The sequence below is a fragment of the Pedobacter sp. ASV1-7 genome (assembly GCF_040203335.1).
In the GTDB taxonomy this organism is placed as follows: Bacteria; Bacteroidota; Bacteroidia; order Sphingobacteriales; family Sphingobacteriaceae; genus Pedobacter.
Genome location: NZ_JBEHBV010000003.1, coordinates 133,257 through 147,097, shown reverse-complemented (window position 1 = coordinate 147,097; position 13,841 = coordinate 133,257). Strand labels below are relative to the sequence as shown.

At 34.9% G+C, this 13,841-nt stretch carries 13 protein-coding genes and 2 pseudogenes; 7 read left to right on the top strand and 8 right to left on the bottom strand.

Translation table 11 applies throughout. The features are described from left to right. Positions 1–11 precede the first annotated feature (11 nt). Entirely contained in the window at positions 12–845 is an 834-nt protein-coding gene (locus tag ABDJ41_RS08595; RefSeq protein ID WP_349785522.1) for a sugar phosphate isomerase/epimerase family protein, read from the top strand. Between the two features lie 89 nt (positions 846–934). Here ABDJ41_RS08595 and gap read toward each other — a convergent pair whose 3' ends face one another. The 3 genes from gap to pfkA are packed head-to-tail and all read right to left on the bottom strand — an operon-like array spanning position 935 to position 3,777. Beyond that, complete coding sequence (gene gap / locus ABDJ41_RS08590) at positions 935–1,936, bottom strand: type I glyceraldehyde-3-phosphate dehydrogenase (RefSeq protein ID WP_349785521.1); 1,002 nt, start codon at positions 1,934–1,936, stop codon at positions 935–937. Between the two features lie 9 nt (positions 1,937–1,945). Then, positions 1,946–2,788 carry a hypothetical protein gene (locus ABDJ41_RS08585; RefSeq protein ID WP_349785520.1) on the bottom strand — a complete coding sequence of 281 codons (843 nt, stop codon included), beginning with the start codon at positions 2,786–2,788 and terminating at the stop codon, positions 1,946–1,948. 2 nt (positions 2,789–2,790) lie between these two features. Beyond that, on the bottom strand, positions 2,791–3,777 hold the full coding sequence (gene pfkA, locus ABDJ41_RS08580; protein ID WP_349785935.1) for a 6-phosphofructokinase: 987 nt from the start codon (positions 3,775–3,777) through the stop codon (positions 2,791–2,793). Positions 3,778–4,209: 432 nt separating this feature from the next. Here pfkA and ABDJ41_RS08575 point away from each other — a divergent pair, with 432 nt between their 5' ends. Beyond that, entirely contained in the window at positions 4,210–4,899 is a 690-nt protein-coding gene (locus tag ABDJ41_RS08575) for an NUDIX hydrolase (RefSeq protein WP_349785519.1), read from the top strand. 84 nt (positions 4,900–4,983) lie between these two features. Here the strand turns inward: ABDJ41_RS08575 and ABDJ41_RS08570 are convergent, their stop codons facing one another. Beyond that, on the bottom strand, positions 4,984–5,841 hold the full coding sequence (locus tag ABDJ41_RS08570; RefSeq protein ID WP_349785518.1) for an N-acetylglucosamine kinase: 858 nt from the start codon (positions 5,839–5,841) through the stop codon (positions 4,984–4,986). Between the two features lie 397 nt (positions 5,842–6,238). Here ABDJ41_RS08570 and accC point away from each other — a divergent pair, with 397 nt between their 5' ends. Further along, the gene (accC, locus tag ABDJ41_RS08565; RefSeq protein WP_349785517.1) at positions 6,239–7,723 is read left to right on the top strand and encodes an acetyl-CoA carboxylase biotin carboxylase subunit; all 1,485 of its coding nucleotides are present in this window, start codon (positions 6,239–6,241) and stop codon (positions 7,721–7,723) included. A gap of 9 nt (positions 7,724–7,732) precedes the next feature. Further along, positions 7,733–8,317: a riboflavin synthase gene (locus ABDJ41_RS08560; protein WP_349785516.1), complete on the top strand. Its 585-nt coding sequence runs from the start codon at positions 7,733–7,735 to the stop codon at positions 8,315–8,317. Here ABDJ41_RS08560 and ABDJ41_RS08555 read toward each other — a convergent pair whose 3' ends face one another. Continuing rightward, on the bottom strand, positions 8,318–9,478 hold the full coding sequence (locus tag ABDJ41_RS08555; protein WP_349785514.1) for a tetratricopeptide repeat protein: 1,161 nt from the start codon (positions 9,476–9,478) through the stop codon (positions 8,318–8,320). 177 nt (positions 9,479–9,655) lie between these two features. Here ABDJ41_RS08555 and ABDJ41_RS08550 point away from each other — a divergent pair. Next, positions 9,656–9,954: pseudogene (locus tag ABDJ41_RS08550) on the top strand (hypothetical protein). Between the two features lie 64 nt (positions 9,955–10,018). On the opposite strand, the gene ABDJ41_RS22980 reads toward ABDJ41_RS08550, so the two are convergent. Both ABDJ41_RS22980 and ABDJ41_RS22975 read right to left on the bottom strand, forming a co-directional pair. After that, a complete protein-coding gene (locus ABDJ41_RS22980; RefSeq protein WP_502930332.1) occupies positions 10,019–10,888 on the bottom strand; it encodes a sensor histidine kinase in 870 nt (289 codons plus the stop codon). 102 nt (positions 10,889–10,990) lie between these two features. After that, positions 10,991–11,799, bottom strand: a pseudogene (locus tag ABDJ41_RS22975) (histidine kinase N-terminal 7TM domain-containing protein); the annotation flags it as partial. 139 nt (positions 11,800–11,938) lie between these two features. On the opposite strand from ABDJ41_RS22975, the gene ABDJ41_RS08540 reads away from it, so the two are divergent. Together ABDJ41_RS08540 and ABDJ41_RS08535 are read left to right on the top strand one after the other, a co-directional pair. Further along, complete coding sequence (locus ABDJ41_RS08540; protein ID WP_349785513.1) at positions 11,939–12,526, top strand: porin family protein; 588 nt, start codon at positions 11,939–11,941, stop codon at positions 12,524–12,526. Positions 12,527–12,638: 112 nt separating this feature from the next. Next, on the top strand, positions 12,639–12,911 hold the full coding sequence (locus tag ABDJ41_RS08535) for a hypothetical protein (RefSeq protein WP_349785512.1): 273 nt from the start codon (positions 12,639–12,641) through the stop codon (positions 12,909–12,911). On the opposite strand, the gene ABDJ41_RS08530 is transcribed toward ABDJ41_RS08535, so the two are convergent. After that, the gene (locus tag ABDJ41_RS08530) at positions 12,904–13,833 is read right to left on the bottom strand and encodes a YihY/virulence factor BrkB family protein (protein WP_349785510.1); all 930 of its coding nucleotides are present in this window, start codon (positions 13,831–13,833) and stop codon (positions 12,904–12,906) included. The two genes, ABDJ41_RS08535 and ABDJ41_RS08530, sit on opposite strands and share 8 nt — an antisense overlap. Positions 13,834–13,841 lie beyond the last annotated feature (8 nt).

The window sequence follows — 13,841 nt, the reverse complement described above, 5'->3', positions numbered from 1 at the left end:
TTAAAGTTTAAATGAAGTACTTATTTGTATTTTTCTATCTGTCCCTATTGCTGGTATTTAAGGGGCAAAGTCAAAATATGCCGGAAAAGAAATACGGCTGGACACTTTCTGCACAGACCTTTACTTTTAAATCCTTTACTTTTACAGAGGCTCTGGACAAAACAGTGAGTTGTGGACTTAAGACGATTGAAGCTTATGTCGGACAAGAAATAGGAGGAGGGATTGCTGGTAAAATTCATTATAGAATGGATCAGGAATTACAGGGCAAAATAAAACGGCTTTTAAAAGAAAAAAAGATTCAGTTGATTGCCTTGGGTGTGGTTTCAGGAACGACTGAAAAGGAGTGGCAGGAGATCTTTGAATTTGCTTCGGCAATGAAGATTTCTACAATAAATAGTGAGCCTGCAAAGAAGTTTCTGTCATTGGTAGGTAAATTAGCCAGTCAGCATAAAATAAAAGTAGGCATTCATAATCATCCTAAGCCCACAAGGTACTGGCATCCGGATTCGGTTCTGAATGCAATTGATCTTGCAAAGAGTTCCTATGTAGGTGCATGTGCTGATATTGGACACTGGTTACGTTCAGGGCTTGATCCTGTAACTTGCTTAAAGCTGTATAAAGGTAAACTTAAGAGTTTGCATTTTAAAGATCTGATTCCAAAAGATAACAAATTTCATGATGTGCATTGGGGAACTGGATTAGTTAATATTCTAGCAGTGACAGAAGAGTTAAAGCGTCAGAAGTTTCGAGGAAATATTTCTGCGGAATATGAATATAACTGGAAAAATAATGTTCCTGATGTAACCGCTAGCATTCAAAATTTCCGAAAGCTGATCAGCAAATAGACCTTAAGCTATAAGGTTAGATAAAAAGAAAGGGATGCGCATCCACGCATCCCTGTTTCTAACCAAATATAAACCTGTATGAACGGGTTTTACTTTAAGTTTCCGTAGTACTCAACGAATTTAGCTAATGCAGAAGAATAGCCCCATTCGTTATCATACCATGAAACTACTTTTACGAAGTTGTCATTTAATGAAATACCTGCTTTTGCATCAAAGATAGACGCGTGATCATCACCTATAAAATCAGTAGAAACTACATCATCTTCAGTATAACCAAGCACACCTTTAAGTTCACCTTCAGATGCAGCTTTCATAGCAGCTTTGATTTGCTCATAAGTTGCTGGTTTCTCTAAACGTGCAGTTAAATCAACTACAGATACATCTGCCACAGGAACGCGGAAAGACATACCAGTTAATTTACCTTTTAATTCAGGTAATACCATTCCTACTGCTTTAGCAGCTCCTGTAGATGAAGGGATAATGTTAGAGAAACCACCACGGCCACCTCTCCAATCTTTAGCCGAAGGGCTATCAACTGTTTTTTGAGTTGCAGTTACTGCGTGGATTGTGCTCATTAAACCTTCAACAATACCAAAGTTATCATTCAGTACTTTAGCAATAGGTGCTAAACAGTTTGTAGTACATGAAGCATTTGAAACGATAGTTTGATCTGCTGTTAATTTATGATGGTTAACACCCATTACATAAGTAGGGATGTCTGCATCTTTTGCAGGAGCAGAGAATACTACTCTTTTAGCACCAGCAGCGATGTGTTTCTCAGCATCTGCACGAGTTAAGAATAAGCCTGTTGACTCAATTACAGTTTCAACACCAACTTCATTCCATTTTAAGTTTGCAGGATCTCTTTCTGCAGTAATACGGATTGTTTTTCCGTTTATCACTAGATTTCCGTTTTCAACAGCGATAGTGCCATCAAATCTACCATGAGTAGAATCGTATTTTAACATATAAGCCATGTAATCTGGCTCAACAAGATCATTGATTGCAACGATATCTAATCCTCTTTTTAATGCAGCTCTGAAAACTAGTCTGCCGATACGGCCAAAGCCGTTAATTCCAATTTTGCTCATCTTAAATTATTAATTTGAATAGTAGTTTAGTAAATTATATATAGGTTCCTTGGTTATGGTTGTGATTTCTAATCCTCGTTTTTTTGCTATTGCTCGCAATTCATCCTGAAAGCTACCGGCAACAAGACCTACGAAATGTATTTCTTTTCCGGGGTGACGCTTTATGGTTGGTTGTAGGAATATATCAAAGTAACGTTCAAAAGCAGTTTCTATAATCTCCAGGATATATTTATTTGTTCTGTTTTCAAGGAAAAAATCGAAGAATGAACTCAAAAATTGTTGAGCCATAGGTTTTTTATAAATTCTTTCCAGTATTTGAGGCCTGTCTAGATTATATTTCAATTCAAAATCCTTTTGTAAGTCTGCAGGAAGCTTATTTTGAAGGAAACGCTTTAGAATCGTTTTTCCCAGGTAAGTAGCCGATCCTTCTTCTCCAAATACATAGCCCAATCCATAATTATTTTTTTCTGGCTTTTTACCATCAAAATAAGCACAATTAGCTCCACTTCCCAATATGGCTACAATACCACTGTTGTTGTAACATGCAGATATTGAAGCCCCATATAGGTCGTCTTTAACCGTAATTTTGCTATATCTGAAAAATATACTCAGGGTCTCAGCAAGTTCTTTTCTTCTCTCTTCTGATGATGCCCCAGCGGCAAAAACATAAATCTTTTTTATGCTCTCAGCATGGTTAATCAGCGTTGTTTTTTTGTTTAAATATTGAAGAATTGTTTTCTGATCATTAAAGCAGGGATTAATTCCCGGCATTGTACATTCAGCAATAGTTTTCCCATCTCTGGCGATTTTCCAGAAGGCAGTTTTAGACCCACTATATACTATTGCTATCATGTTTATATCGATAAAACTTTAGTCATTTCCAACAAATCACTTTCCAGCTTAAAAGTATGTCTTGAAAGTGCTTCTTCTAAGGTAGTTGTTTTAACATCATTACCTCTCAGACCAACCATTTGCATGGTATTTCCTTTTAACAATTCATTAACGGCTGCAAAACCAAGTCTGCTTCCAAGAATTCTGTCGAAACTACTTGGACTACCTCCACGTTGAAGGTGCCCCAAGATCGTAACTTTAGTGTCGTAATGGTTAAAACGTTCTTTCACTTTCTTTGCTACTTCATAGGCACCACCATCTTTATGACCTTCTGACACGATCACAATGCTAGATGTCTTTTTTGTAGAGGCTCCTGATTCCAGCTGAGCAATCAGTTCATTTAAACTGGTCTCTTTTTCAGGTAATAGAACAGCTTCAGCCCCACTTGAAATGGCACTTCTTAAAGCTATACAACCAGAATCACGGCCCATTACTTCTATGAAGAACAAACGATCATGTGAATCTGCTGTATCTCTGATCTTATCTATTGCTTCAATAACGGTATTTATAGCAGTGTCGTATCCCAATGTGAAGTCAGAACCATAAAGGTCATTATCAATTGTTCCCGGCACACCGATTACTTTTATTCCGAATGTTTCTCCAAGGCGTTTTGCACCTGTAAAGGTTCCATCTCCTCCAATAACAACAAGTCCATCTATGTCACGAGCCTGCAGGTTTTTGTAAGCAAGTTCCATTCCTTCATCTGTTTTGAAATCCAGGCAACGTGCCGTTTTTAGAATGGTACCCCCCAAATGAATGATATTACTAACCGATCTTGCATCCATCGGATTAATGTTATTACTAATTAATCCCTGATAACCCTGCATTACTCCAAACATATTTATACCATTGTATATTCCGGTTCTGACTACAGCTCTGATGCATGCATTCATTCCGGGAGCATCTCCTCCAGATGTTAATACTGCGATATTTTTGATATTTGGTTTCATCATTTATATTTACGAATATAGCGTGTATTTTTTACACTAAGTAATTTATTTTTTATTTTCCCTTGTTGCTTATAATAATGTGTATTTATTTGCTTTATTGATTAAAAAATTAACATTTTATCAGAGTTTTGATTTTATTAATAGTTTAGAGGGGGATGAAATTAATAAAAAAAGCTTGTTTTTGATCCAAATAAATGAGCTTTTTTCAATTAAAATGTATTTAAATCCTTTGATAAATGAGGTGATTGAAGAGTTAATATAGTTTGTTGTTAAATTTGGCTGATGGTATCCCGGATGTATTAATTAGAATCTATAAAATTTGTTTTTTGCAGTTTCAAAAGTTATTTGCATTTTGGTGTCAAATGTATTTTTTTGAGAAATTTACGAGGTGAAAAGCAGATGAATACATGGAAATTATAAAAAATTAATGTTTTGAAAGAAGTCTTACCAAAGTTTAATTCCACTTTCTCGATTGATTGTGTTTTGTTCGGATTTGATGAAGGAGAATTGAAAATTCTTTTAATAGAAAGAAACGAGGAACCTTTTAAGGATTGGTGGGCCTTACCAGGGAATCTGGTTGAAGAGGATGAAAGTTTAGATCAATCAGCCACCAGGATCCTACACGAACTTACCGGTCTTAGCGATATTTATATGGAACAATACTACACATTTGGCGATGTAAATCGTCACCCACAGGGCCGTGTGGTAAGTATTGCTTATTTTGCTCTTTTAAGATTGGGTGGAGATAAAGTTGTAAAGCCCATTAGTACTTATGCAAAACAGGCATATTGGCGGAATGTTAAAGATTTGCCTAAGCTTGCGTTTGATCATCAGCAGATTTTTGAAAAGGGATTAGAAAAGATCAAAAGGCGAATTAAACATCAACCTATCGCATTTGAGTTATTACCTGAGAAATTTACTTTAACTCAACTTCAAAATGTTTATGAAGTGATTTCTGGTAAGAAATTGGATAAAAGAAATTTTAGGAAAAAGATGTTGAGTTTTGGAGTACTTAAGGATTTGAATGAAAAACAGTATGGTGTTTCGTTTAGAGCAGCAACACTTTATAAATTTGATAAACGAAAATACTCGAAGTTGTTTGGTAAAGAAATTTCTTTCTAAATGATAATTACAAGAACTGGATTTTTCCATAAAACAAATCGGGCTGTATTGATACAGCCCGATTTGTTTTTAATATAACTGAGATTACTTTTTTGCGATATGCAAGTGGTAATCAACAAGGTCATCTATTGGTGAGCGTATAATTTTTCCAATTCCCATTTCATATCTGTCAGCAACAACACTCAATACATCTCTAAAGCTATATCCTACAGAACCTACACAGTTTAATTTGTAATCTTTATAGTTTGGATAATGAACTACCAGGTTGTCAAAAAATGCGGTAAATGCATGATCAATAGTGTTGAAAGTGTAGTCTTCATAATTGTCTTTAAAGTCATATAAAAACTTACTAAACCCAGCACAAAAACGGTTAGGAAGTGGTTTATTATAGATATGATCAAAAATGTCTTCGTTGGTCAGCGCATAATTGTCATAAAAACTTTCTCTAAGTCCTTTCGGCATATAGCCTTTCATGTAGTCACTTAGAACTTTTTTTCCAATATAGCATCCACTTCCCTCATCACCTAGAAAATATCCTAATGAATCTATGTTAAGTGTAATATCAGTACCATCATACAAACATGAGTTTGTTCCAGTTCCTAAAATCGCTGCAAAACCAGGTTCGTCTCCAAGTAAAGCTCTGCAAGAAGCTAAAAGGTCGTGACCGATATTGATTTTTGCATTTGGAAACACCTGCTGCATTGCATCAGATACAATTTTCCTGTTAGTTTCTGTAGAGCATCCTGCACCGTAATAATTTACTTCGGTAAGTTTATCTGTTTCCAAATGTTCAGGAAGAGATTCTTTTAATGACTTTACAATGTAATCAGTTTTGGAAAAGTAAGGATTATAGCCTTCTGTATTGAAAAGAATTTTTCTACCTGCCTCATTAATTAAACACCAATTGGTTTTGGTTGAACCACCGTCTGCAATAACTATCATCTTAATTCGTTTTTTTCGGGGTAAAAGTAAATAATCCTGTTGTTTTCGTATCCGTTTTACTCATAAATTTATTTTTTTTGGTTTTGGTTGTTAAATTGTAATCCGTGTTTAAATGGTAAGCAAGCAGGTTTTTTTTCCCTTTTTTTTGTATTTTTATGTTAGGATATTGTTAAATAAACACTAAGCTAAATTACACTAGTTATTTTAAAATCCAAATTTAAAATTTAAGGCAAGGAAATAAGCTGAAAATTGCATTCATATTAATTAAGTTTTATCATAATATTAACCATAATATGGGCAAGCTTAAGTAATATTGTATTTATAAATATAAGGCTAAAGCTGAGCGCAGAAATATTGTTAATATTTTTGATAAAACATAGTTAGGATTATAAAAAACATGAAGAAAATTCTTATTGCCAATAGGGGAGAGATCGCTTTACGTATTATGCGTTCGGCCAGAGAAATGGGAATAAAAACAGTAGCCGTATATTCAGAAGCAGACAGAGCTTCTTTGCATGTGCTTTACGCAGATGAAGCTGTATGCATTGGTCCGGCACCCTCTAATCAATCCTATCTTATTGGAGAGAAGATCATAGAAGCTTGTAAGCTTACAGGGGCCGACGCTATTCATCCTGGTTATGGATTCTTATCTGAAAATGCGGCTTTTGCAAGACTTGTCGAGGCTTCCGGAATTATTTTAATTGGCCCTACTCCGGAAGCAATGGAGATTATGGGTAATAAGTTGTCGGCGAAAGCGGCAGCATTAAAATATAAAATCCCTATGGTTCCAGGTACTGAGGAAGCTATCACTGATATTGAAGATGCTAAGTTAAGAGCTGTTGAGGTTGGATTTCCGATCTTGATTAAGGCTGCTGCTGGGGGTGGTGGTAAAGGTATGAGGGTAGTAGAAAAGGCTGAGGATTTTGAAGAGCAAATGCAGTTGGCAGTTAGTGAAGCTTTATCTGCTTTCGGGGATGGTTCGGTATTTATTGAACGTTATGTAACTTCTCCAAGACATATTGAAATACAGGTTTTGGGCGATACACATGGAAACATTGTCCATCTCTTTGAAAGGGAATGTTCTGTTCAGAGAAGGCATCAGAAAGTAATTGAGGAGGCTCCTTCTAGTGTTCTGACTCCAGAAATACGTGAGAGAATGGGCAGATGTGCAGTAGATGTAGCAAAATCTGTAAATTATGTTGGTGCAGGTACCGTTGAATTTATTCTGGATGAGAATCTTGAATTTTTCTTTTTGGAAATGAATACACGTTTGCAGGTTGAACATCCCGTAACAGAGATGATAACTGGGCTTGATTTGGTAAAAGAACAGATTAAAATTGCCAGAGGCGAAAAACTACATTATAAGCAAGAAGATCTGACGATGAATGGGCACGCCATAGAGTTAAGGGTTTATGCGGAAGATCCTGAAAATAATTTCCTCCCTGATATAGGGACATTAAAAACTTATAAAACGCCTAAAGGAAATGGAGTAAGAGTTGATGATGGTTTTGAGCAGGGGATGGAGATTCCAATTTATTATGACCCGATGATTGCTAAATTGATTACCTATGGTATGGATAGGGAGGAAGCATTAAAGCGAATGATTAGGGCAATAGATGAATATGAGATAACAGGGATACAGACTACGTTAAGCTTTGGTAAATTTGTAATGCAGCATGAAGCATTCCGGTCAGGTAATTTTGATACGCATTTTGTAAGTAAATACTTTGATGCGGATAGCTTGAAAATTGACAATGCTGATGAGGCTTTGATAGCTGGAATATTTGGTGCACTTTCTTTTAAAAAGCAAGTGACATCGAGGAAGTCGGTATTAAATGAACAAATCGAAAGTAATTGGAGGAAAAATAGAGTAAATAAATAAGAAGAGAGAATGTTTACAGGGATAATTGAAACGCTTGGTGAAGTTGAAAATATAATAACAGAGGGAACGAACTTACATTTTACGATTAAGTCTGATATAAGTAATCAGCTTAAAATAGATCAGAGTGTTGCGCATAATGGGGTTTGTTTAACAGTAGTGTCGTTAACAGAGAATAGTCATACGGTAACGGCAATAAAAGAAACCTTGGAAAAAAGTAGCATGAAGCATTTAAAGATTGGAAGTAAGGTCAATCTTGAAAGGTGCATGTTAATGAATGGTCGTCTTGATGGACATATTGTGCAAGGACATGTAGATCAAACTGCTATTTGCATTAAAAGGGATGAACTAAATGGTAGTTGGGAATATCGTTTTAGGTACGATTCAGCTACAGGAAACGTCACAGTAGAAAAAGGGTCTGTATGTATTAACGGTATCAGCCTTACTGTTGTTGGTTCTGAAAGGGATGAGTTCTCTGTTTTTATTATTCCATATACATTTGAGCATACTAATTTACATGAAGTAAATGTTGGGGACGCTGTAAATATTGAATTTGACATTATAGGTAAATACGTAGCTAGGTTGACAAATCTTTAATTATCTTCTTTTTAACTCTTCAATTTTGTTTTTAATAAATCCTGCCAATCGGGGTTTTTCGGCTGTATTAATGGTTTTAAGGTATTGACCATAGTAATCAATGGCATTCTTTTTATCATTAAGTTTGGTTTCGTAGACAAGCGCAATATTGTAAAGAAGGCTTCCATTATTTTCAAACTGTAAACCTTTTTTATAGGCAGTATTGGCTTCGATGTTTTTGTTTACACCTTCAAAAGAATCTCCTAATAATCCATAATAACTTGCAATTTTTTGTGATATGCCCTGATTAATTGCTTTTTGCAAGTAGGGTATTGCGTTTTTATAATCTTTTACTCCTCTGTAGCTCATCCCAATGTTATAGGACAACGTTTCGTTGTCTAATGCTTGTTGGCTATCCAGCTTTAAGAAATATTTTAAAGCATTTTTGTAGTCAAGTAAGAGGAAGTACGATTTGGCCAGATTGTTCAATACAAATGAAGAACTATCACCATATTTTAATAATGCTTCACCGGTGTCGACAGATGTTTTGTAGTTTTTTGTAGCAATGCCTATTGGCATTTTCATCTTTAATAACCTTAGATTTGTACTGTCGGCCGCCAAGGCAGTATCTAATACTCTCAAAGCATCATTGAGGTTTTCCATTTTAAAATATGTTTCACACAAATCAAATGCGACATCAGGGTCAATAGGGTTTAGTTTGTTTGCTTTATATAGGATTGACATCCTTTTGTCTATTGTTTTTTTGTCTTCGCCTTTGTATAATTCTGCTAATCCTTTATAGGCATTGAAGCTGGCAGTATCATTCCTAATGATTTCCTGATAATACTCTTTTGCTTTTTCATCATTTCCTCTCCTCACATTAATACTTGCCAAACTAAATAGAATAGGCAAACTTTTAGGTTGCTGTTCATATAGTTTTAAATAATTTTTTTCAGCTTCAGGAAGCTTCCCTGCCATGACATATGCGTATGCCAATTGCTTTATTTCTTTTGGATTTTGGGTATCTTCGTTATAGATGCTTTGCAAGTAGTTCGCAGCTTCTACATATCGTTGTGATTGGTAATATTCAAGTAGCTTATCATTGTCTATAGTTCGTTTAGACTGGGCAATACTATATTGATATGTACAAAATATAGCCAAAATTAGCAGTAGTCTTTTCATGGTATTTATTTTGAAACTAAATTATTAGTTGTTGATTTGGAATGCAAATATATTGAGTATTTACTTTAGCTACTATTTTTTTGAATTTGATATTGTTAAACTTATTGAAAACATAAAGGTAGGTCAATTGGTTAATTCAGTATAATTTAATAGAACGTTAATATTAATAAGAGTAATATGGATACTTTAAAGAAGTTTGAGTTAATGGAAAAGATTGTGAGAGAGCTCGAAGATTTGCAGCACTCACAACAGGCTATCATACAGAAGTTAGGGAAAATTGAGGTTGATAACATTGAATTGGAGATACAAGGTTAAATAAAGATCTTCCCGATATGCATCAGCGTGTTTCTGATAACTTAGATACAATAGTTGGAATCCTTGAATATTTTGCAGAAAAAACCCAAAATTTTGGTAATAAAAATAACGTGGATGCCCTGAAAGAGCAAGAGGCTATTAAGGGAATTAACGGGCAGTAAAGGTTTTTACAAGCTTTTTTATATCTGGTCTGAAATATTATACAATCATTTCAGACCAGATTTTTTAGCCTTCAGCTATGCATCTTTGCTCATTTGTAGGTAAATATAGTTTGAAAGTGGTACCTCTGCCTGATTCACTATAGACTTCCATTGTTCCATTGTTACGTTCCATAAAATCTCTGCAGATCACCAATCCTAAGCCTGTCCCTTTTTCATCTTTGGTTCCTTTGGTTGATACGCCTGTGCCAGAATTGACCATCTCTAGTGCTTCGGCCGACATTCCTTGTCCATTATCTTCAATACAAATCATCATTTGATGATTAGATTTAAATGCAGCACTAATAATTATTTCGCAGCCTTCATTGCAGAATTTGATAGAGTTATTTAATATATTTCTTACAATTATTTGTATCATCAATATATCTCCATAAACAATCTGTCCAGGAAATACATCCTGGAGAATTTTAATATGTTTTATTGTAGCTGATGGCAGATGATAGTTTACCTCATTAGTAATCAGGCTCCTTAGTTCAAAATGCACTTTATTTATTCCGTATCCTTTAAGTTGACTCCTGGACCAATGTAAAATATTCTCGAGTAAATCCGTAGTATATAGAATGTCCCGGCTAAGTTTAGGAGATAAAGTCTTGAATTCATCGGGCGTAATCATTCCAGTATTGATCATTTTCAACACTTCGGAGAGATTTACAAGGGGGGCTCTAAGATCGTGTGCAATAATTGAAAAGATCTTGTCTTTTAATTGATTCAGTTTCTTAAGTTCTTCAGTTTGTAATTTAGATTTTAAGGCATCTTCTTTTGTTGCTGTTAAATCCTGAAGCTTAATAATAGTCGCTTCATTGTTAAGCTGATGTTGGTTAAGGTATTGGATATCTGCTTCAAGATCAAATGATGCATTATGAACCAGAATTCTCATTTCTATTTTTCCAGAGTTATGGTTTTTTAGAAAATCCAGAAAATCATTTTGTTGTGGAAAAAGAGATTCAATATGTGTGCCTATTATTTTGCTTTGTAGGACATCAGGTAGATACTGCTTAAAGGCAGGATTATAATCTATAACCCTGTTTTTTCCATCAAGAACAAGATAACCATCCTGAATCAGATCCAGAACTTTCTCTCTGGCAATGGGAAGTATGTCGAATAATTTAAAGCGATAAATAGCTACGGCTATTAGTGTAGTAGCAATAATGAAAGCAAAGGGGGTTAAATCCAGATTAGCAATAGGACGAAAGCCAAGTAAGTAGGCTAAGTTAACTACCCAAGGTATGAGTGCGGCAAAGAAAATAGTGTAGTTTTGTCGTTTGTATATTGATTCAGTTTTTACTGTTTTAAGAATCAGAGAACTGCCTAAGCCAAGTAATACATAGAAATAAACCATGTAGAATCTATACCAAATACCTGGCTCTATTTTTAATAATGGAAAAGGGGTCGTTTGGTCAACACTTAAACTTCTGTAGTGTAAGTGATGGTAACTATTTGTCCATACCAATATTACAGTAATGAATGGCACAAGAAGCAACCCATATAAGTTTAGTCTCTTTTTATACCAGCTTTCTTTTCCCGAAAGATTAAGGCAAAATAAAAGCCAGCTTACAGGGAGTGTTGTGATACCGAGGTATTCGATTTTTATAAAAAATACATCATGCTTATGGTCGTGCTGGCCAACTCAAATCCATAGGCTATTGACCAAATGGAGTTTGATACCATCATAAAACCAAAAAGACATATTGCCTCACCCTTTTTTTGAAATAGTTTATAAGAAAAGAATAGAGTGATAATGCCGCAAATTATTAAGGTAATGGCGTACGAATTAAAGATAAAATTCATTCAAATAATCATGATAATAAACTGCGAAAAAGTATGTGTGCATTAAAGAGAAATGTAAATATAAAAATACGTAATTTACTTTTCAATTGAAAATATTGTTATTTTTACCTTTAGTAAATAATCAATTAAACATACCTATATGAGAAAAATAATCTTATCTGCATTCCTTGTCGCTCTCAGTTTCAGCGCTTTTAGTCAGGTATTGCCAAGCTTCCAATTTGGACTTAAAGGAGGTCTGAACCTTTCTAAATTGAGTACTGAAAATACTTTCAGCAGTGATAACAGAGCTGGTTATTATGCGGGTTTATGGACTCGAATTGGTGCAGCTGGTATTCATTTACAGCCAGAATTATATTTAAGTGGCAAGAATACTACACTTAAAGCTAATACGGGAGAAGAAAACAAAGTAACCTTTACAAGTTTGGATGTGCCGGTATTGGTCGGGACTAAAATTGGGGCTGCCGGTGTAGGCATACGTTTAAATACTGGGCCTGTTGTATCTTTTGTTTTAGATAAAGAACAATCTTTTGGTGACGCTGCTGGTGATGTCTTTAAAGGAAACTTTAAAGATCAGAATTTTGCCTGGCAGTTTGGAGCAGGTTTAGATGTTGGTAAACTTGGCTTTGATTTAAGATATGAGACCGGCCTTTCTAAAATTGGAAAAGATGGTTATAATGATACAAAGCTGAGCTTATTTACTTTTGGTTTAGCACTGAAGCTGTTTTAAAAAATAGAAAGTTTTCAACATTTTGTTAATAAGGGTAAGTACTAGATATTTACCCTTTCTTTTTGGCGTTATAATTGAGTTTAAATTTGTCCCTAACTTAATATATACGGCTATGAATATTAAAGAGTTGCTTTTAAAAGGAAAGAGCTTTGCGGAGCTCCTTAGACAGTTCTCGATTGACGCTGCTGATGTCAGAATTCAGGACGAAGACATTATACTATCTGACCAATATTTGAAACATCAAGAGGTTGTGAAAGAGAGTATTTGTATTGAGGGTAAGAACAAGGACGGAATTATCAATTTCTTTGGGACTTTACATTACAATTTGCTGAATAAGTTGGCTGTATTTGAAATGCAGGGATTTGAGCAAGTTGCTGTCAGGTAGCTTTAGTATTTTTAACCACTTCTTTTATTTCATAATTAAATGTGCCCTTTATTGGGCGTATAGGAGTTGCTTTGTCATCACTTAGGATCTTTACATAACATGCTCCAAAGTAAAATATGAAAGAAGAATAAAATACAAACAGCATGATCAGGACTATAGACCCTGAAGTGCCATAGATATCACCTATACCGCTTAATGGAAGTAGTATTCGCAAAATATATTTGCCGATAGCAAATAGTATTGCCGTAAGAATTCCTCCTCTAAGCGCGGTGACCCATGTTGGTCTACCGTTAGTTAAAAAGCGAAAAAGTACAGTAAACCATGTCATTACAATAGCTATAAATAGCAATTGGTTTAGTGCTGTCAGGAAAAATTTCCCAAATGTAGGAGCTGCTGTGTTTAAATAGGTGCCTATAAAGTCCTGTATAATATCTGCAAGAAAGCCTACCAGTAACAAAATACCAGCAAGTAATATAATAATCATAGATCTTGCTCTTAATTTCATGGTGAACATAAAGCCTACTTGATCTTTTTTGCCAATAGACCAGATTTGATCCATTGAGTTTTTAATAACATTAAATAATGTTGTTGCTACAAACAAGAAGAATACAAAACTGATTAAGGTAGCATACCATTGATGATCAACACCTCTGATATTTCTTAGCACTTGTCTGATCAGTCCCGTACTGTCGTCATCCAGTATATAGCCCAGTCTGTCAAATAAACGGGAGGCTAATAGTTTTTTATCAATAAAAAAACCAAACATCCGTATTAATATCAAAAGAATGGGAGGGAGTGCGAAGTTAGCAAAGAAAGCAGTTGCTCCTGCCAGACGTAGAGGATCGTTTTTCTGAAATAACTTGAAAGCAGCACTAAACCTGGTTAAAAAAAGCTTTGTTCTGTCGATTAAGTTGTATTCCATACTCCGCG